Below are 18,430 nucleotides of genomic sequence, written 5' to 3'. Positions count from 1 at the left end.
AAGGTCCCTCATATCAAAAGATACCCAGAAGCAACGCCGTCAGGGTCATCAATACCGAGGCGGCGAGCAGGAAAGGAATGGTGAAACGCTGGTGATCGGCCAGTTCGATCTTGCACAGGCCCACCAGCAGAAAGGTCGCGGGGGTCAGCGGGCTGACCGGAAAACCGGTGGTGTGCACCCCCAGCAAGGACGCCTGGGCCACCTGCAACGGCTCCACGCCCAAGGCCTTGCCGACCTCGGCGATCACTGGCATCACGCCGAAATAAAACGAGTCCGGATCGAACAACAGGCTCAGCGGCATCGACAGGAAACCCACCACCGCCGGAATCAGCTTGCCGTGGCCGGCCGGGATCTGCGCCACCGCCACTTCGGCCATGGCCTTGAGCATGCCCGTGCCCTGCATGATGCCGGTAAAGACTCCGGCCGCCAGAAGAATACTGGCCATGGTCAGGGCCGTCTTGGCATGGGCATCGATGCGGGCACGCTGGGCATCGACATTGGGGTAATTGAGGCACAGCGCAACCACGGTTCCGAGCATGAACATCACCACCGGGTCGACCCAGCCGGCGATCATCACCGCCATTACCAGCACCGTCAGCAGCAGGTTGGCCCGGAACAGCCGTGGGCGGCGCAGGGCTTCTTGCTCCTGGCTGATCACCCGGCTCGGCACGCCGCCCGTGGTCAGGCCGGCGCCCAGGCCCAGACGCCGTTCTTCACGCCGGCCCAACCACCAGGCGCAGGCGAAGACAAACAGCAAGCCGACGATCTGCACCGGAATCAACGGCTGGAACAGATCCGCCACTGGCACGTGCAAGGCCGCCGACGAACGCAGCACCGGGCCGGTCCAGGGCAGGAAATTCACCCCGGCGGCCATCGCCGCGACACAAGCCAGGATCCGCCGGTCGATGCCCAGTCGCGTATACAGCGGCAGCATCGCCGGGATGGTCACCAGAAAGGTCACCGCCCCGGAACCGTCGAGGTGCACCAGCAACGCCAGCAAGGCCGTGCCCATGACAATCCGCGTGGGCCGCGTGCCCACCGTGCGCAGGATGCGGTTGATGATCGGGTCGAGCATACCGGCATCCGTCATGACCCCGAAGAACAGGATGGCGAACACGAACATGCCGACCACCGGGGCGACGTTCTTGATGCCGGTGACGATAAAGGCGCTGGTTTGCAGACCGAAACCGCCGAGCAGCGCGGCAATGATCGGCAAGGCGATCAACGCGACCAGGGGCGAAAGACGCTTGCTCATGACAGCCGCAAGCAGACAGACGATGGTGATGACACCCAACGTGGCGAGCATGGAAAGACTCCGGGGCCGCTCAATGGCGGACAGTTATTGTTTTCCCCGGAGTATTGGAACGCGGTTAAACTTTGTAAATTGGAATGTTCACCGCCATGCATTCGGAAAAACAGAATGAAGAACGCCGTCCAGCATATCCGCGCCTTCCTGACGGTCGCCCAGACCGGCAACTTCGCCCGCGCCGCCGCGCTGCTGCACCTTTCGCCCTCGGCGCTGACGGTGCAGGTCCAGCAGTTGGAAGAGTGGCTCGGCGTCACCCTGCTGGAGCGCAGCCCGCGCCAGGTCAACCTGACCGGCGCCGGCCAGCAGGCCCGCGGCCCCATGGAGAAGCTGTTGCTGGACCTGGACAATATCGTCAGCGGCTCCCGCGACCTGGCCAGCCTGCAGCGGGGCGTGGTGACGCTGGCCGCCTTGCCGTCGATCTGCTCCGGCGCCCTGCCACCGGTACTGAAGCTGTTTCGCCAAGCCTATCCCGGCATCGAAATCCGCCTGCGGGACGTGGTTGCCCAACGCATCGACAGCCTGGTTCGGGAGAACGAGGTGGATTTCGGGCTGGGTGTACGGGCCAGGCTCAATCATGGCCTGGACTTCGAAGTGGTCATGGTCGATCGCTTGTGCCTGTTCCTGCACGACGAACACCCGTTGGCGCGCAAGACCACAGTCAACTTGCCGGACCTGAGTGGCCAACCGATGATCCTCACCGGACGCGACAGCAGCGTACGCGAACGGGTCGAGCAACTGTTCGACGAGCAAGGCCTGACGCTGGTCCCGGGGCTGGAAGCCAACTATATGTCCACGGTCCTGGCACTGGTACGCCAGGGGCTGGGCATGGCCCTGCTGCCGGAATCGGCGGATGACGGCCTCGGCGGCCTGCAAACACGCCCCGTGGAACACCCCGGCGTCAGTCGCGAAATCGGCCTGATCAGCCGCAGCGGTCAGCCCCTGTCCCCCGCCGCCACCCGCTTCGTGGCCCTGATCCGGGAATGCTTGGCCCCGGCCCGGGTGCTTGACAACGCCTGAACCTCTCGGGAATGGTCTGACAACCTGACTACCGAGCCTGCCCTTCATGCTGGAACTCCAACGCCCTGACTGCCTGGTTGAACGAGTGGTCAGCGCCATTCGTGCGGAAATCGATGCCGGGCGCCTCGCCGCGCAATCGCGTTTGCCCACCGACTTCGATGCGGCAGCCGGCGCGGATGTGGCCTTTCATCGGGCTATCGCCGAGGGCAATCGCCAGGCGGCCGCCGCGTGCGCCGAGGCGCATCTGCGGGCCTCGGCCAAACGCCTGCAGCTGGAACTGCCGCCCATGAACTGAACCAATCGGCCCCACGCCGCCTGCGGCGCCGGGGCCAGCAAGCTCGATTCGGCTCGCCCCTATTAGTCTGACAACCTGATAACTAGACATGAACAATAACAAGGTGAATTCCCTCCATGATTTATGACTTCTGCATCATCGGCGGCGGCATCGTCGGCCTCGCCACAGCCATGGAGTTGCTCAAGCGCCAGCCCGGTGCCTCGCTGCTGATCCTGGAAAAGGAAGCCACCCTCGCCCGTCACCAGACCGGTCACAACAGCGGCGTGATCCATGCCGGCATCTACTACGCGCCGGGCAGCCTCAAGGCCGATCTATGCAAGCGCGGGGCCCAGGCCACGAAGGACTTCTGCCGCGAACACGGGATCCGTTTCGAAGTCTGCGGCAAGCTGCTGGTGGCCTCTACTCCCCTGCAAGGGCAGCGCATGCAAGCCCTGTACGAACGCTCGCAACTCAATGGCATGCGCGTCGAACGCCTTGATGCTGACGAACTGCGGCGGCGCGAACCGAATATCGTCGGCCTCGGCGGCCTGTTCCTCGACGCCACGGGCATCGTCGACTATCGCGAAATCTGCCAGGCCATGGCCCGGGTCATTCGCGTCGGCGGCGGCGAAATCCAGCTCGACACCACGGTCACGGCCATCCAGGAAGACGGCGCCAAAGTCACCGTCAGCAGTCACGACCGGGTCTGGCAGGCTCACAAACTGGTGGCCTGTGCCGGCCTGCAATCCGATCGCCTGGCCAGCCTGGCCGGCATCCGCATCGACCATCAGATCATTCCCTTCCGCGGCGAATACTTCCGTCTGCCGGCCGCGAAGAACAATATCGTCAATCACCTGATCTACCCGATTCCTGATCCGGACCTGCCGTTCCTCGGCGTGCATCTGACCCGGATGATCGACGGCAGCGTCACCGTCGGCCCGAACGCCGTGCTGGGGCTGGGCCGGGAGAATTACCGGAAGTTCTCCATCAACTGGCGGGACGTCGCGCAATACGCCGCCTTCCCCGGCTTCTGGAAAACCCTGTGGCAGAACCTGGGTTCCGGTAGCCAGGAAATGAAGAACTCAGTCTTCAAGCGCGGCTACCTGGAGCAGTGCCGCAAGTACTGCCCGTCCCTGGTCCTCGAAGACCTGCTGCCCTACGAAGCCGGTATCCGCGCCCAGGCGGTGATGCGCGACGGCACCCTGGTGCATGACTTCCTGTTCGCCGAAACGCCGCGCATGGTCCACGTCTGCAATGCACCGTCGCCGGCCGCCACCTCGGCCATACCGATCGGCGGGATGATCGCCGACCGACTGCTCGCCCCCCGTTAACCCACAACCCTCCCGCTTACGGGAGTACCCCCTCCTCGTTTGCCCGACCAAGGCAGCCAGGGCGCCCGGCCGACGCTGGGGCTGAACCTCGGCCAGCTACTGTCGTCGCTGACCATCTACCTGCTGACCCTCAACGGCAATGGGTTCCTGCTCGAAGGCGGCTGGCGCATCCCCTTTGTCTGCAGCATCGCCCTGGTCGGTGTCGGCCTGAGGGTGCGCAACAGCATTCCGGAAACCCCGGATTTCAAGGAACTGGACCAGCACAAACGCGCGCAGCCCAAGGTCTCGCCGTTGAAAGCACTGTTGAAGAACGACCTCAAGGACCTCGTCGTGGTGTTTTTCGTCGCCATCGGCTACAACGCCCTGAGCCATATCTTCAAGACTGTTTCCCTGGCCTACCTCACCCAATACAAAGGCGTCGACGTACATGTGAGGTCCTTGTCGGTGACCCTCGCCAGTCTGGTGGCCATCGTCGCCGTGCCATTTTTCGGCTGGTTGTGCGATCGCTGGAGCAGCAAGGCGGTGTTGATTCTCGGCGGGGCGTTTTCGCTGCTGTGCGCCTATCCCTTTCTGATGCTGCTGGGTAGCGGTGAAAACTGGCAGATCTACCTGGCAATCGGCATCGGCACCGGAGTCCTGGCACCGATGATGTTTGCCCCGCAGGGTTCATTCCTCAGCCGTCAGTTCCCGACCCAGACCCGCTCCTCGGGCTTCGGCACCGGACGGGAAATCGGCACGGCGGTGGCCGGCGGCCTGGCGGCCGCCTAGAACGTCAGCGAATGCTTGCGATCCAGGCTTTCGCCGAAGCCGCGAATCACCTCCAGCAGCGACTTCACCCGCAGCGGCAGACTCCCCGCCGGATACACGGCATGCATCTGCGGACTCTCGCCACTGCTGGAGGTGAGCTTGTATTCAGGACAGACCCGGACCAGGCGCCCGGCCTCGACCTCGGGTTCCGCCAGCCAGTCCGCCAGGCGGGCAATGCCGACCCCCGCCAGGGCCGCGTGGAACACCGCCGCACCGGAGCTAAAGCGAAACTTCGGATGGACCCGAAAGCTGATGGCCTGCTCCTCGTTGCGAAAATTCCACTCTTTGAGGATCCGCGGCGCGGTATGCAGGATCAGCGAATGGGCCTCCAGCGCCTCGATGGAATCCGGCATCCCGCGCCGCTCCAGATACCCGGGGCTGGCATACAGGTAACGTGAATAGCTCCACAGCGGAAAACCGATCAGGTCACTGGATTGCGGAAACGCGCCGCGAATCGAGAAGTCCAACTTGCTCTTGGCCGGGTCGATGGTCTCATCGGTGAAAATCACATCGACGTTCACATCCGGATAATGCTCGCAGTACTGCGCGATCAGCCGTGGCAAGACCCCGTGTCCGAGAAACTCGGGGGCGGAAAAGCGGATCCAGCCGTGGGCCAGGCCGCTGAGACCGGCCAGGTCTTCATCCGCCTCACGTTGCAGATCCAGCATTTTGCAAGCATGGGGCAAGAAGCGTTCACCCGCCTCGGTCAGGCTTACGGCATTCGACGATCGATTGAACAGCTTGACCCCGGCACTTTCCTCCAGGGCCTGCACCGCACGGGTCAGCGAGCTGGGAGAACGTCCCAGGGCGCGGGCCGCGGCAACGAAGCTACGCTTGCGCGCCACCGTCGCGAAGGCTTCCAGCTCCCCCAACATATCCAGGGCCATTCCCCACCTCATTGCACTTTTCACAACGTGGTATTGCAACACAAAAAAGGCCCTTCCGTTAGCCTTCCCGCTCAACCCACAGGGACGTAGGCAAACAGGAGCAAACGGACGTGTCAAAGCTGGATGAAATAGTCGGGAAATCTGCGGCGCTTATCGGTGAAGAAATTCGCGAATGGCTGGGGAAAAAGTCTGCGACCTCGACCCGACAGGGGATATCGCAGATTCATGTATCGTTCGAAGAACAGCGTAGCCTACACGCCGGCCTGGCGTCGCAGGCGGTGACTGACAGCACTTCAGGCATCAACCGCATGCCGGCCCTGGGCCAGTTGCTGGAGAACACCCTGTGCGCCGAGAAAATCCAACAACTGCGTGACTTTCCCCAGTCCAGTGATGTGGCGATGATTGTCAGGGGGCTGCCTGTGGACCTGCAGCTACCGACCACCCCCTACGACATGGCACCGGGTATCGAGAATCTGCCGGTGATAGCGGGGGCGATCCTGTCCGTGCTGCAAACCCTGAAAACCCATCCGGTGGCCTACGAAGGCGAAAGCGATGACACGGTGTTCCGCCATGTATCGCCCAAGCAGCAGCGCGAGAGCGAAACAAGCTCCTATGGCTCACGCATGGACCTGGGCATGCATGTCGACAACCCGCACCTGCCCCTGACCTGCGAACCCGTCGCGCACTTGTCGGCCTGTCCGGAATACCTGTCCCTGACCGGTCTGCGTTGCGAGCTCGACGTGCCGACACGCATCGTCGCCATCGCCGACGTGCTGGCCATGCTGCCAGCCTCGGTCGAAGAAGAATTGTCGCGACCGCACTTCGCCATTCGCCGACCGGCCTCCTTCGACAAACAGGGTAATGTGCTGGAAAACGTCCCTCTGCTGTATAGAAATGCCGGCGGTGATCTGTATTGCCGCTACAACAAGGCCAGTGTCGCCGCGACCTGCGCCAACGCGCAGTTTGCCCTGCAGATGTTCGCCGCTGCCGCCAACCATCCCGATGTCGAGCACCAGATTCTGCTGCAACCGGGGGACATGCTGATCTTCAAGAACCAACAAACCCTGCATGCCCGGGACGGTTTCAGCCCGCGCTACGACGGCCGCGACCGCTGGATGCTGCGCGTCTTCGGGGTCAACGACCCGGCACGCGTGGTGCCGCTGGACCCTCACCAACCTTTCATCGTCAGAGCCTGATTTCATGGTCGATATTGTCATCCTTTGCGTGTTCGCCTTCGCCGCCGGCCTGATCGATGCGGCGGTGGGCGGCGGCGGACTGATCCAGATACCCGCGCTGTTCAACGTGTTGCCCACGGCATCACCGGCGGCGTTGCTGGGTACCAACAAGGTCGCGGCCGCCTGCGGCACCGCATTCGCCGCCCGGTCCTTCGTACGCAAGGTGGTGATCGACTGGAGCCTGGTGGTCCCCGCGGCCTGCGCGGCCTTTGCCATGGCCTTCTTCGGCGCGGCCACGGTCTCCTCCGTGCCGCAATCGGTGATCCGCCCGGCGGTGCTGGTGCTGATCGTGCTGATGGCGATCTACACCTTCTGGAAGAAGGACTTCGGCGCCCTGCACAAGCCCATGCGCATCGGCACCCGGGAAAAGTTGCTGGCGATCGTTATCGGCGGGGCCATCGGTTTCTACGACGGGCTGTTCGGCCCCGGGACCGGCAGTTTCCTGATTTTCCTGTTTATCCGCTGCTTCGCCTTTGACTTCCTGCATGCCTCGGCGTCGGCCAAGGTGGTGAACATCGCGACCAACGTCGCGGCGCTGATCTTCTTCATCCCAACGGGCAACGTGCTTTACCTGATCGCCATCCCCATGGCCGTCTTCAACATCCTCGGTGCGCTGACCGGCACCTGGCTGGCAGTGCATAAAGGCGTACCCTTTGTCCGGGCGCTGTTCCTGGTGTTGCTGGTGATCCTGATCAGCAAACTGTCCTACGACCTGATTCTGCAAGCCTGATTCCGTACACCTGAGGAAAATTCCATGTATCCGATGTTCGATCGCCTGGTGGCACTACTCGATGCCCGCGCCGCCTCCTACCGGGTGTTGATGCACGATGCCGAGGGCCAGTCGGCACGGGTCGCCGAAATCCGTGGCACCGAGCCGGGCCAGGGTGCCAAGGCCATGCTCTGCTCGCTCAAGGGCCAGGCCGAAACCTATGCCCTGGTGATATTGCCAGGGGACCAGAAGCTTGACATGAAGAAGGTCGGTGCGGCCCTGGGCGGGAAAAAAGCCGAACTGGTGAAGGCCGAAACCGCCATGGAGCTGACCGGCTGCCGGATCGGCGCCATTCCGCCTTTCGTCTTCGATGAGCGGATTCAATTGATCGTCGATCCGGCCCTGACCACCCGCTACGGCGAAATTGCCTTCAATGCCGGCCGGCTGGATGCGTCAATGGTGCTCGATACCCAGGATTACCTGGCGATTGCCAAGCCCCAACTGCTCGATGTGAGCCAGGCCTGAGCCGACGGCGGCATTGGCCTGCCTGTTTCAACCTTGAATGGCCCTTGCAAACCCGATCCCGGCTCCTTTGTAATGCTCGCTGAAATCCGCACTGCGAGCGCCTGCCCCGTGAAAAACCTGCACTTGCTGCAATCCCTTGAAGGCGACCGCTTGCTGCTGCGCCCACTCCAGCCCGACGATGCCGACGCCCTGGTGGCAGCCGCCCGGGATGGCGAACTGTGGAACCTGCCCTTTACCATCGTTCCGGGGCCCGGCACGGTCGGGTCCTACCTGCGCACAGCCCTCACGGGGCGGGAAGCCGGCACGGTGATGCCGTTTGTCATCGTGATCAAGGCCACCGGCGAAGTAATCGGCTCGACGCGCTTCTGGAAGATCGATCGCCAGTACCGCAAGCTGGAAATCGGCAGCACCTGGCTCTCGACCCGCTGGCAGAAAAGCTTCGTCAATACCGAAGCCAAGTACCTGATGTTGCGCCACGCCTTCGAAGTGCTCGCTTGCGTACGGGTGCAGTTCACCACCGATGAGATCAACGAGAAGTCCCGGGCGGCCATTCTGCGCCTGGGCGCCAAGCAGGAAGGCATCGTGCGCAACGAGCGGATCATGCCGGACGGGCGTAAACGCAACTCCGTACGTTTCAGCATCATTGACGAGGAGTGGCCAGACGTTCGCCTGGGACTGGAAAAAAATCTGCAGCGATAGCGCCTTCCGGCCCCTCCCACGGAGTCCAGGGCAATAATGAAAATTTCTTCAGGGGCGGCCGCAAAAACACTCCGACATTCACATACAAGCCATTGAAAATATTAGGTTTTATTCTTTATAGAATAAAACTTCTTTCACTGTGAACAAGGCCTGGACTGTTTATATTTCTACCTGCTTCTTTGGTGAAACCTCTTATTGGCCCGCATTTTTTGCGGGCCTTTTTTTTGCGTGGAAAACGCGGAAAATCATCCGGCCAGGGATCGAACGCATCCACGCCGAGGTCTAGGCTCTATACGAAATGAGTATGCATTCTCATCAGAACGAAGAGCCCACCCTTGAAACCACCTCGCCCCGCCGACCGCAACGCCCTCCTCTCCAACCTGCGCAATGAAAAGATGGCCCGCTCGGCCCACGCCTATGTACGTGGCAGCACGGTCCAGTTCTATGAGTGGTTGCACAGCCAACGCGGCAGACGCCTGCCCCATGGCCCCAACGTGTGGATCTGCGGCGACTGTCACGCCGGCAACCTGGGCCCCACCGGGGACAGCCACGGGGGGATCGATATCCATATTCGCGACCTGGACCAGACGGTGATCGGCAACCCCGCCCATGACCTGGTGCGTCTGGCCTTGTCCCTGGCGACCGCCGCCCGCGGCTCGGACCTGCCCGGCGTGACCACCGCACGCATGCTCGAGGAAATGATGGTGGGCTACGAACAGGCCCTGCTGGACGAGACCGACCGTACGCCCGAGCGCCCGTCGCAGGTCAAGGCCGGCCTGCGCGACGCGGTCAAGCGCACCTGGAAGAACCTGGCCCGCGAGCGTATGGAGAACACCAAACCGACCCTGCCAATGGGGCGGCACTTCTGGCCGATGTCCCGCAGCGAAAAAACCGAGATCAAGGCCTTGTGTGCCGGGGCAGAGCTCCAGGCCCTGGTGACCTCGCTCAAGGGGCGTCCCAACGATGCCAGTGTCGAACTGCTCGACTGTGCCTATTGGGTCAAGGGTTGCAGTTCCCTGGGACTGCTGCGCTACGCCGTGCTACTGGGTGTCGGCGGGCATGATGAGCAGGATTACTGCCTGATCGACGTCAAGGAAGCCGTCGCCGCGGCTGCCCCTCGCGGCCCCCACGTGCACATGCCGCGGGATAACGCGCGACGGGTGGTCGAGGGTGCCCGACACCTTTCCCCCGGCCTGGGAGAACGGATGATCGCCACGCGCTTTCTCGACCATGGGATGTTCATTCGTGAACTGCTGCCCCAGGACCTCAAGCTGGAACTGGACACCCTCAATGAAACCGACGCCATGCACGCGGCAGGCTATCTGGCCCGGGTGATCGGCATCGCCCATGCCCGGCAGATGGATGAAGCCACGCGCAAAAACTGGCGAGCGGAGCTGCAGCTCAATCGCTCGAAAACCCTCGATGCGCCGTCCTGGTTATGGACCAGTGTCGTGCAATTGGTCGGCAGCCATGAGCAGGGCTATCTGGAGCATTGCCGACGCTATGCGCTGGGAACGGCGAAATAAGCGTAGCCCGCAGGCTACGCTCGGGCGTGTCGATTACGACAGAAAGCCGGTGCTGACCCCGACGAGGAGGAAAATCCCCAGTACCGCGCGATAGATCACGAACGGCCAGGTGGAGAAGCGCTCCAGGAAGCGCATCAGGCCCCAGATCGCGCAGAACGCCGAGACGCTCGCGACCACCAATCCGAACAGCAGATGGCTCCAGGCCTCCACCGGGATCTGCGCATGGTGCAGCACCCACAACTCCTTGAGCCCGGCCAGCGCGATCGCCGGCAAGCCTAGCAGGAAGGAGAACCGGGCGGCCTCTTCACGCTTGAAGTTGAGGAACAGCGCCGCGGTCAGTGTCGAGCCGGAACGGGACACGCCCGGGATCAGCGCACCGACCTGGGCGATACCGACGATCAGCGCATCGCGCAGGCGCATCTGGCCCACCACTCGCTGATGGCGGGCACTGAACTCGGATATCGCCATCAACACCGCCATCACCAGGCAGGAAATGCCGATCACCGTCAGCCCGCGCAGGGGCGAGTCGCAGGCGTTGAGTGTCGAAGACAGGGCCAGGCCAGCGATCCCGATGGGAATGGTCGCCAGGATGATCGCCACCGCCAGTTTGAACCACGGGCTGTTGTAGTCGCGCTGGCGCACGGCGCCGATACTGCCGCCGACCACATCGCGCACATCACGCCAGAAATAACTGACCACTGCCGCCAGCGCGGCCAATTGCATCGCGGCCGAAAAAGCCGAGCCCGGATCCTGCCAGCCGAGTACCGCCGGCACAATGCGCATATGCGCCGTGGACGAGATAGGTAGCAGTTCCGTGATGCCCTGGATGATGCCCAGGATGCCGATTTGCAGGTAATTCAGCGAAGCGAAGCCAATATCGAGGCCGCTGGAGCAGACGTTAGACAAAATAATTTCCCGGAAGAAGGCTAATTTCCCACCGCTCTCCAAGAGACGCGGCGCAGATCTGTGAAGCTTAGACAGCAACGGGAATGATGGGCCTGTTCTTTATGATTTTCCAGTCTCAACAAAGCACAAAACACAAGTTGGGAATTACTTCATTTTATGACAAGCCAACAGTGCCCCCTGTAGAAGCCGGCTTGCTGGCGATTCAGACGACGCGGTTTGACAGTACAGCGCGTCGATCCCATCGCCAGCAAGCCGGCTCCTACAGGTTTCGTGGCGCTTTCAAGACGCTGTCCCTATTAGCCGTTTGCCACGGAATTCACAGCAGCGGGCGTCGCATCCCCGTAATACCGCCAGCAGCAATGGTCCCGATGGCCCGGCAAGATCACACAACCGCTCAGACTCAGCAGCAACACAGCGGCACCCAGCAGCGAAAGACGACGTGACATGATGGTTTCCTCAGGTGGCTCAATGGGCAAAACCGCTCAACGCACAGGGCCAAGGCACCTGTCGGTTGCGACGGTTACCGGTTGAACGTGACAGCGGCAAACAATCCGTCGCTGCCCTGAACAATTTCATCAAGTGCCCAGCTTCCCTGGGCAATACTGCCGTCGCACGTCCTTCAGCATGTATCGATAAAAAATGATTTTTCTCGCGACGGATTTCCCCGGCACCTATCGTTCAACTCATCAGCAGCGTTCACTTTCGTACGCAGCCTGAAGGAGTTGTCATGAGATCTACACGACCCCTGGCCAAATTGCGCCATGCCCTCCTGCTGATCCCGCTGGCGTTCGCCGCGCTGACCAGTACGCCGAGCTTTGCTCAGACCGAAGTCATTATCCGCGAAGCGCCACCGCCCATGCGCGTCGAGGCGGTTCCCATGGAGCGCCCCGGCTACGCCTGGGACCGTGGCCACTGGCGCTGGGAGGGTCGAGGTTACGCCTGGGTCCCCGGCCACTGGCAGCGGGTGATGCGCAATGCACGCTGGGAGCCGGGTCACTGGGAACCGCGCGGACCCAACTGGCGCTGGATAGAAGGACACTGGATCCGCTGAACCCCGGGCCGGGCGGCGCCACTGCACCGCCCGGCCTTGTCATGCCCGACCCCATCACCGGACCGAGACTTGACCGATTGAAAGAAATTGATCCGGATGTTGAGCTACTGGCCCGTATTGGCAACAAGGAGCCGGCCGCCGTCAACGAGATGGTGTCGCGCAAGCTGCCGCGTTTGCTCGCCCTCGCCAGCCGGATACTGGGCGATGCCGATGAGGCCAAGGATGTGGCGCAAGAAAGCTTTCTGCGCATCTGGAGACAGGCGGCGAACTGGCGCAGCGGCGAGGCCCGTTTCGACACCTGGCTGCACCGGGTGGTACTGAACCTCTGTCACGACCGCCTGCGCAAGCGCAAGGAGCGCCCGCTGGAGGACGACGAGCCCGGCAGCGAACCGCTCGACAGCGCGCCACGCCCCGATGAACAGTTGGAGGCGACCGCGCGCAGTGAACAGATGGCCGCTGCACTGGCCGCATTGCCCGATCGTCAGCGTGAGGCCATCGTGTTGCAGTACTACCAGGAGCTGTCGAACATCGAAGCGGCGGCGCTGATGAATATCAGCGTCGATGCACTGGAAAGCCTGCTGTCGCGGGCCAGGCGCAACCTGCGCAGCCACCTTGCCGAAACGCACGGCCCAGATAGCCTGGGAAGGGGAAGATGATGACGCCCGAACGATTTGCCTACCTGGCCGACGCTTACGGCGCTGACCTGCAACGCTGGCCGGCCGCCGAGCGCAGCGCCGCCCAGGCGTTACTCGAACGTAACGATGCAGCGTCGCTCCAGGTGCTGCAACAGGCCAGACAGCTCGACAGCCTGCTCGACAGCTATCACCTGGCGCCCCCCGACCCGGCACTGGCCCGACGTATCGCCGCTTCCGCGATCCCGGACAGGCCGGAGTCGTTCTGGAGCCGCTATGCCGACTGGCTTTCCCGGGTCGGCTTTGTCGGCGTGGGCCTGGCGGGTATTGCCACCGGGATACTGGTGGCCTCTTTGAGCCTGCCGCTGCCCGGCGCATCCGAAGCGCTGCCGAGCGTCTTCGACCAGGGCGATGCCGACATCGTCTTCACTGTAAACGCCGAGGAAAGCGAGCAATGAGTCAACCGTCCAAGCCCCTCAAGAACTTCCTCCTGATGTCGTTGATGCTCAATGTCTTCCTGATCTGTGGCATCGGCGGTGGCGTGTACCATTGGTTGGTCAATACCAAACCGGCCATGGCGGCCATCAACCAGCACGGTTTGCGCCAGGCAATGGTGCAGCTGCCGGAGTCACGACAACGTGAACTGCGTCAGCTGTTGCGACGCAATCGAGCCGATAGCCAGCCGCTGATCATGGCGGGACGCCAGGCCCGTCAGGATGTGATCAAGCAACTTGAAGCACCGACACTGGACCGGCCGGCCTTGCTGGCGGATCTGGGCAAGGCCCGCGAGGCGGATGCCTCACTCCGTTCGCTGGTGGACAACACCCTGGCGGAATTCGCCAGCACCCTGCCCCAGGAGGAACGGCGCAAGCTGGTCGACTCGCTGTACTTTCGCGCGCAGGGCAAAGGCAAGGGGCCGCAGAAAAACCTGTAATCGCGACGGATTTTGCGTGTGGCAACGTTTAATGCTTGAAGCCCGCCAACAAGGCGACAACTAAATGCCCCGCAAGGAGTTACGCAATGTTGCGAATATTCAAGACCGCGCTTATCGCCCCCCTGATGGCTGCCTCACTGGCCGGCTGCATTGTCGAGCCCGTGCATCCGCGCCGACCGCCGCCGATTGTCGAAGTCGTACCGGTCATGCCCGCACCGGGTTATCACTGGGTCGCCGGACATTATCGCTGGGGGCATAATCAATGGATCTGGGTGCCTGGGCATTGGCGCTACTAAGCCAGCACAGATAAAGCAAAACCCGGCGTAGTGGCCGGGTTTTGTTTTTCAGCTCAAGCCAGTCGCTTGCCCACTGGCACTTCAGCCGCCCCCTGCGCACCATGAATCAGCGGTGCGTAGCGATTGCGGAACTCCCAGTTGTAAGGCACCTGTTGCTTGCTCAGCCCCTGGTCCCAGTTGATGGACCAGGTCATCAGGCCCTTGATGGAATGGCCGGCGGCCTCCAGCCGCTTGAACGCATTGACCACCGCCGCCGGGTCGATCACATACCCGGTTGCCGCCGCGTCGTTATTGGTCGGCAGGCCAATGACGAACTTGTCCGGCGCAATCCGGGTAAAGCCCCGCGTCCCCGTGACCAGGCTATCGGTCAGGTAGTAGAGGAAATCTTCCTTCATTGCATCGTTGTTCTGCGCGATCCAGGCCCCACTGCCCCCGTTGGCTTCCGGCACCCAGACCCCGTCGCCGCCCTGGTTGTAATACTGCGGCGCGATGAAGTCGTAGTAGCCGTCGAGCGCGGTGATGTAATCGACGTACTTGCCGCTGGTGGTGAGATAAGGAAACTCGGGCGCCATGCTGATGATGAAGTGCTTGCCCTCGGCCTTGTAATGGTTCCTCACCAGTTTCAGGGCCGCGGGCAACACCGCCTTGTTGTCGGCATAGTCGATGGCACTCTGTTCCAGGTCGATATCCAGCCCGTCGAAACCATAGGTTTCCACCAGGCGGATGATTTCGTTGGCCAGCGGCTGCTCGGAGCCCTTGTGCAGCTCGATATGGGCATCGGCGCCCCCCAGCGAAATCAGCACGGCACGGCCCTGAGCGTTGAGGACACCGACCTGGCGGCGGAACTCCGCATCCGAAAGGTTATACGGCTTGAACGTCGGAATGCCGTTGCCTTTCATGAAGGCCACGGCCACCACGTTGTACTCCGTGGGCACATCCGTCAGCGCCAGGTTGGCGAACTTCCCGCCCTGGTAGCCATCACTTGGCCCCGCGGCCCAGTTGTGCCAGAAACCCATGAGGATTTTCTTGCCGGCCAGGCTCGGCATCGCCGACGCCGCATCGCTGGCCTTGGATTTGAGCAGTGAAAAATCGATTGTGGTCACATTCCAGTCCCTTAGAAATTTGCATGAGAGCGATTGAGCAGCGGCGAGGTCATTTGAAGTCCACGTCAAACGCCTGGTAGAAGGCGTTGCCGGTATTGGCGACGATCCACAACAGGACAATGACGTGCCGGCCCTGCTTGCCCGTCGGTAGTTTCACCTCGTGCTCCACCTTGGCCTTCAGCTCATCGCTGTGCTGGTAGTAAGGCACCTGGGTGTAGAAGTCCTCGTAAAACGGCCTGGCCTCGAGCTGTGCACGGCTGATGCGTTGTTTCGGGTCCCAGCCATCCTTGGTGATGAACCAGCGATAGCCCCGGGTGACGTGGGCGGCGGTGTACTCCCACTGCACCTGAAAGGCCTGCCCCGGATTGACGTTCAACAGCGGCCAGACATAAGGACGATTGAGCTTCTTGCTCAATTCCTCGTCGGTGAAGTTGATGCAGTCACGCGCATCGTTTTTCCCGCCGCTGAGGATATAACCGTCAGCGGGTGGGACGACGCTCTGGTCATCGGTTTCAAACGGTTTGGCGAACGGCCCGGCGGTGAGCGCCGGAAAATTCTTCCCGCCCTCCATTTCATTGACCTGCCAGGTACCGAGCAGCCCCAGTTCCACGGCCACCGACCCACGGCTGGCAGGCGAAACAACACGGCCATGTTTAAGTTCAGGTTTCGACAACGGTTTGTTCATTCTTCTCACTCCTTTGAAAGAAATCTCTCCAACTCAGGGAGAACTTTTAACCTAGCTCAAATAAGAAAGATGTCCACCGCACATTAAAACAATGAACTTAAAACCCCACTTGCAACCCTCTGAATACACTGACTTTTTAAAACACAACCAACACAACTTACACGCAGGATAGCGAAAAGATTACACACCTCACCTGCAACACCCCCCCGACCACTCAAACTCAAACAGCCCAGGAAAATATTTACCCAATAACTCTCAAATAAATCGTAACAATATGTTTTCAGCGTTCATTGAGCACACTCCAAAAAAATGAGTATCCGGTCGTTTCTGCGCAAGTTTTATGCCGGCGGCTCATCTGCTCCTGGGTAGTGACGCACTCGGCCTGGTTCGGGAAAAGCTCGCCAGCGATGCCGCGCAGCTCGACGCCTGGGAAGCGCTGACCCGCTCCACGGACTTTGACGCGGATTAACGCTTCTTTTTCTGCAGGCTTTTCAGGCGCAGGGTCGCACGTTGCACCGCGGCCATTTTTTCCGGGCGCTTCATGCGTTTCCACTGTTTGATCTCTTCCTTGGAGCGGCCACAGCTCAGGCACATTTCGCTGTTGAGCTGGCACACGGAAATACAGGGATTGTCGATGTCCTTGGCCATGGTTCAGTGGCGCTCCGGGCGCGGACTGCGGGCAAGGTGCCGCTGCCAGTTACCGGCGCTCACCTGCCGGCAGTGCTCCTCGCTGTCGAACGCCAGATGAGCCGCAACCTGCTTGAGCTCGACGTCCGCCTCGCGCAAGGCTTCGCTGGTCAGCTCAAGCATCTCTCGAGCGGACTCGCCGGCCATTGCTTGATCACGGTTGACCCGGGTGTCGAAAACCCAGGTCACCCGCAGGCTGGAGGGAAAGTGCGCGAAGTCCACCTCGTGGGTCAGCCAGGTAAACCCCGGGATCCGGGCCTTGGCCATCTCGCAGGCCTCGGTCAGGCAGGCAACCAGGCGACGCTCGATCTGCGCCTGCTCGCGTTTACTCAACAACATGGTTTGGTCCTTTTCATTTCGGCGGCGCCGAGTATGCCCCATGAGCTCCGGCAATGTGTCCCCGCGCGGAGAGGGTTTATCCACGACGACGCCTGGCGAACAACAGGCACAACGCTGCCGCCGAAAATGCAGCACCAACGTAGAACGTCGCCGCCGCGCCATGGACCTGCCACAACCAACCGGCGATCACACTGGCCATTAGCAAGGCAACCCCGCTGATCAAATTGAACACCCCGAAGGCCATGCCCTTCAGGTCTGCGGGTGTAGTGTCCGCCACCAGCGTGGCCAGGATGCCCTGGCTGAAGCCCATGTGCAGCCCCCACAAAGCGACGCCCAGGAGTAACCCGGAAATCGATTGCACTTCAGCCAGGGCGAAATCGGCCAGAATCAACAACACCAGGCCGACACCGAGCAGCGTCGTTCGGCTGACACTGTCCGACCATCTGCCCACCGGATAAGCCGACAGCATGTAGAAACCGGCCATCACCACCATCACCAGCGGCACCCATGTCGCGCTGAAGCCGGCCTGCTGGGCCCGCAGGACCAGAAAGGCCTCACTGAAGCGCGCCAGGGTAAATGCCGCACCGATGGACACCACCCACCAGTAGTCGCGGGAAAATCGACTCAACGATTGGAGCCGTATGGGCGAACGCAAGGGTTTTCTCCCCGCCTCATGCTGGGGTTCGCTGACCCCGAACACCAGCAGCCCCAGGGCAACCGCGGCGGGAATCACTGCAAACCAGAGCACCCGGGAAATGTCGCCGGCAAGGCCGATCATCAGCACAATGGCCAGCAACGGCCCCAGGAATGCGCCGATGGTATCCATCGACTGGCGCAACCCGAAACAGGCACCACGGATGGCGGGAGGAGCAACATCCGCAACCAGCGCATCCCGCGGAGCACCACGTATCCCCTTGCCGATCCGGTCGAGGATCCGCGCGGTAAACACCAACTGCGCCGACGCCGCCAGTGGGAACAACGGTTTGGTCAGGGCCGCGAGGCCGTAGCCGAGAATCAGCAGTTCCTTTCTGCGTCCGATAAAATCGCTGAGCGCCCCGGAAAAGACTTTCACGATCAGCGCCGTAGCCTCCGCCACCCCCTCGATGATACCGACGGCCAGCATACTGACGCCCAGCGTTCCCACCAGGTAGACGGGCAAGAGGGCATGTACCAGCTCCGAAGAAAGATCCATGAACAGGCTGACAAAGCCCAGCGCCCAGACTGTGCGCGGAATGGATCGAAGAATTTCAGGCATAACACCAGCCCTTGGCGATCAGCCGTGCGAAGATTCGACAGTTCATTCGTGTCCCCCTAAGCTGAGCGAAGAAAAAGACAGGGATGGCACGCTGGATTGGCTAGACGCGATCAACCGGAGACAACCCCCTGGACAACAATGATTTTCATCAGTATGCAGGCGGCAGCCCCAATGTGGACCCGCTCGCCGGCTGACCGCCGTAGAAAAACCACATAAAGGAATC

The 18,430-nt window shown here is 61.7% G+C and carries 20 protein-coding genes and 3 pseudogenes; 15 read left to right on the top strand and 8 right to left on the bottom strand.

All coding sequences use genetic code 11. The features are described from left to right. Window positions 1-13: 13 nt before the first annotated feature. On the bottom strand, window positions 14-1,306 hold the full coding sequence (locus M5B99_RS19690; protein WP_248805594.1) for a CitMHS family transporter: 1,293 nt from the start codon (window positions 1,304-1,306) through the stop codon (window positions 14-16). A 114-nt stretch (window positions 1,307-1,420) separates the two neighbouring features. Here M5B99_RS19690 and M5B99_RS19685 point away from each other — a divergent pair, with 114 nt between their 5' ends. The 4 genes and pseudogenes from M5B99_RS19685 to M5B99_RS19670 all read left to right on the top strand — a co-directional run. Next, complete coding sequence (locus M5B99_RS19685; protein ID WP_248805593.1) at window positions 1,421-2,326, top strand: LysR family transcriptional regulator; 906 nt, start codon at window positions 1,421-1,423, stop codon at window positions 2,324-2,326. 46 nt (window positions 2,327-2,372) lie between these two features. After that, complete coding sequence (locus tag M5B99_RS19680; RefSeq protein WP_248805592.1) at window positions 2,373-2,621, top strand: hypothetical protein; 249 nt, start codon at window positions 2,373-2,375, stop codon at window positions 2,619-2,621. A 116-nt stretch (window positions 2,622-2,737) separates the two neighbouring features. Continuing rightward, the gene (gene lhgO, locus M5B99_RS19675) at window positions 2,738-3,931 is read left to right on the top strand and encodes an L-2-hydroxyglutarate oxidase (RefSeq protein WP_248805591.1); all 1,194 of its coding nucleotides are present in this window, start codon (window positions 2,738-2,740) and stop codon (window positions 3,929-3,931) included. Between the two features lie 48 nt (window positions 3,932-3,979). After that, a pseudogene (locus M5B99_RS19670) lies at window positions 3,980-4,690 on the top strand (MFS transporter); the annotation flags it as partial. 5 nt (window positions 4,691-4,695) lie between these two features. On the opposite strand, the gene M5B99_RS19665 reads toward M5B99_RS19670, so the two are convergent. Continuing rightward, window positions 4,696-5,625, bottom strand: coding sequence for a LysR family transcriptional regulator (locus M5B99_RS19665; protein ID WP_248805590.1), 930 nt, complete (start codon window positions 5,623-5,625; stop codon window positions 4,696-4,698). A gap of 110 nt (window positions 5,626-5,735) precedes the next feature. On the opposite strand from M5B99_RS19665, the gene M5B99_RS19660 reads away from it, so the two are divergent. The 5 genes from M5B99_RS19660 to M5B99_RS19640 all read left to right on the top strand — a co-directional run bounded on the left by M5B99_RS19660 (window position 5,736) and on the right by M5B99_RS19640 (window position 10,319). Further along, window positions 5,736-6,821, top strand: a complete 1,086-nt coding sequence (locus M5B99_RS19660; protein ID WP_248805589.1) for a TauD/TfdA family dioxygenase — start codon at window positions 5,736-5,738, stop codon at window positions 6,819-6,821. 4 nt (window positions 6,822-6,825) lie between these two features. Then, the gene (locus tag M5B99_RS19655) at window positions 6,826-7,590 is read left to right on the top strand and encodes a sulfite exporter TauE/SafE family protein (protein WP_248805588.1); all 765 of its coding nucleotides are present in this window, start codon (window positions 6,826-6,828) and stop codon (window positions 7,588-7,590) included. A gap of 24 nt (window positions 7,591-7,614) precedes the next feature. Continuing rightward, the gene (locus M5B99_RS19650) at window positions 7,615-8,094 is read left to right on the top strand and encodes a YbaK/prolyl-tRNA synthetase associated domain-containing protein (RefSeq protein ID WP_248805587.1); all 480 of its coding nucleotides are present in this window, start codon (window positions 7,615-7,617) and stop codon (window positions 8,092-8,094) included. A 126-nt stretch (window positions 8,095-8,220) separates the two neighbouring features. Beyond that, window positions 8,221-8,793 carry a GNAT family N-acetyltransferase gene (locus M5B99_RS19645; RefSeq protein ID WP_248805631.1) on the top strand — a complete coding sequence of 191 codons (573 nt, stop codon included), beginning with the start codon at window positions 8,221-8,223 and terminating at the stop codon, window positions 8,791-8,793. Between the two features lie 335 nt (window positions 8,794-9,128). Continuing rightward, complete coding sequence (locus M5B99_RS19640) at window positions 9,129-10,319, top strand: DUF2252 domain-containing protein (protein ID WP_248805586.1); 1,191 nt, start codon at window positions 9,129-9,131, stop codon at window positions 10,317-10,319. A 33-nt stretch (window positions 10,320-10,352) separates the two neighbouring features. Here the strand turns inward: M5B99_RS19640 and M5B99_RS19635 are convergent, their stop codons facing one another. Then, complete coding sequence (locus M5B99_RS19635; RefSeq protein WP_248805585.1) at window positions 10,353-11,225, bottom strand: undecaprenyl-diphosphate phosphatase; 873 nt, start codon at window positions 11,223-11,225, stop codon at window positions 10,353-10,355. Window positions 11,226-11,952: 727 nt separating this feature from the next. Here M5B99_RS19635 and M5B99_RS19630 point away from each other — a divergent pair. The 5 genes from M5B99_RS19630 to M5B99_RS19610 all read left to right on the top strand — a co-directional run bounded on the left by M5B99_RS19630 (window position 11,953) and on the right by M5B99_RS19610 (window position 14,138). Continuing rightward, entirely contained in the window at window positions 11,953-12,276 is a 324-nt protein-coding gene (locus tag M5B99_RS19630) for a YXWGXW repeat-containing protein (RefSeq protein ID WP_248805584.1), read from the top strand. A gap of 77 nt (window positions 12,277-12,353) precedes the next feature. Further along, window positions 12,354-12,932, top strand: a complete 579-nt coding sequence (locus M5B99_RS19625; RefSeq protein ID WP_248805630.1) for an RNA polymerase sigma factor — start codon at window positions 12,354-12,356, stop codon at window positions 12,930-12,932. Further along, on the top strand, window positions 12,932-13,366 hold the full coding sequence (locus tag M5B99_RS19620; RefSeq protein WP_248805629.1) for a hypothetical protein: 435 nt from the start codon (window positions 12,932-12,934) through the stop codon (window positions 13,364-13,366). Before M5B99_RS19625 ends, M5B99_RS19620 begins: the two co-directional genes overlap by 1 nt. After that, window positions 13,363-13,842: a periplasmic heavy metal sensor gene (locus M5B99_RS19615; protein WP_248805583.1), complete on the top strand. Its 480-nt coding sequence runs from the start codon at window positions 13,363-13,365 to the stop codon at window positions 13,840-13,842. The genes M5B99_RS19620 and M5B99_RS19615 overlap by 4 nt, the downstream gene beginning before the upstream one ends. Window positions 13,843-13,928: 86 nt before the next feature. After that, entirely contained in the window at window positions 13,929-14,138 is a 210-nt protein-coding gene (locus M5B99_RS19610) for a YXWGXW repeat-containing protein (protein WP_248805582.1), read from the top strand. 74 nt (window positions 14,139-14,212) lie between these two features. On the opposite strand, the pseudogene M5B99_RS19605 reads toward M5B99_RS19610, so the two are convergent. After that, window positions 14,213-15,241: pseudogene (locus tag M5B99_RS19605) on the bottom strand (chitinase); the annotation flags it as partial. Window positions 15,242-15,290: 49 nt separating this feature from the next. Next, window positions 15,291-15,926: a lytic polysaccharide monooxygenase auxiliary activity family 9 protein gene (locus tag M5B99_RS19600; RefSeq protein ID WP_248805581.1), complete on the bottom strand. Its 636-nt coding sequence runs from the start codon at window positions 15,924-15,926 to the stop codon at window positions 15,291-15,293. A gap of 331 nt (window positions 15,927-16,257) precedes the next feature. On the opposite strand from M5B99_RS19600, the pseudogene M5B99_RS19595 reads away from it, so the two are divergent. Further along, window positions 16,258-16,395, top strand: a pseudogene (locus M5B99_RS19595) (short-chain dehydrogenase/reductase); the annotation flags it as partial. On the opposite strand, the gene M5B99_RS19590 reads toward M5B99_RS19595, so the two are convergent. The 3 genes from M5B99_RS19590 to M5B99_RS19580 all read right to left on the bottom strand — a co-directional run bounded on the left by M5B99_RS19590 (window position 16,392) and on the right by M5B99_RS19580 (window position 18,207). Next, a complete protein-coding gene (locus tag M5B99_RS19590; protein WP_103494981.1) occupies window positions 16,392-16,574 on the bottom strand; it encodes a DUF1289 domain-containing protein in 183 nt (60 codons plus the stop codon). The pseudogene M5B99_RS19595 and the gene M5B99_RS19590 overlap by 4 nt on opposite strands. 3 nt (window positions 16,575-16,577) lie before the next feature. Continuing rightward, complete coding sequence (locus M5B99_RS19585; RefSeq protein ID WP_248805580.1) at window positions 16,578-16,952, bottom strand: hypothetical protein; 375 nt, start codon at window positions 16,950-16,952, stop codon at window positions 16,578-16,580. 76 nt (window positions 16,953-17,028) lie between these two features. After that, complete coding sequence (locus M5B99_RS19580) at window positions 17,029-18,207, bottom strand: MFS transporter (RefSeq protein WP_248805579.1); 1,179 nt, start codon at window positions 18,205-18,207, stop codon at window positions 17,029-17,031. Window positions 18,208-18,430 lie beyond the last annotated feature (223 nt).

The organism is Pseudomonas sp. MWU13-2100 (assembly GCF_023242365.1).
Classification (GTDB): Bacteria; Pseudomonadota; Gammaproteobacteria; order Pseudomonadales; family Pseudomonadaceae; genus Aquipseudomonas.
The sequence above is the reverse complement of the archived record's forward strand: the minus strand, read 5'-3'. Positions and strand labels throughout refer to the sequence as shown.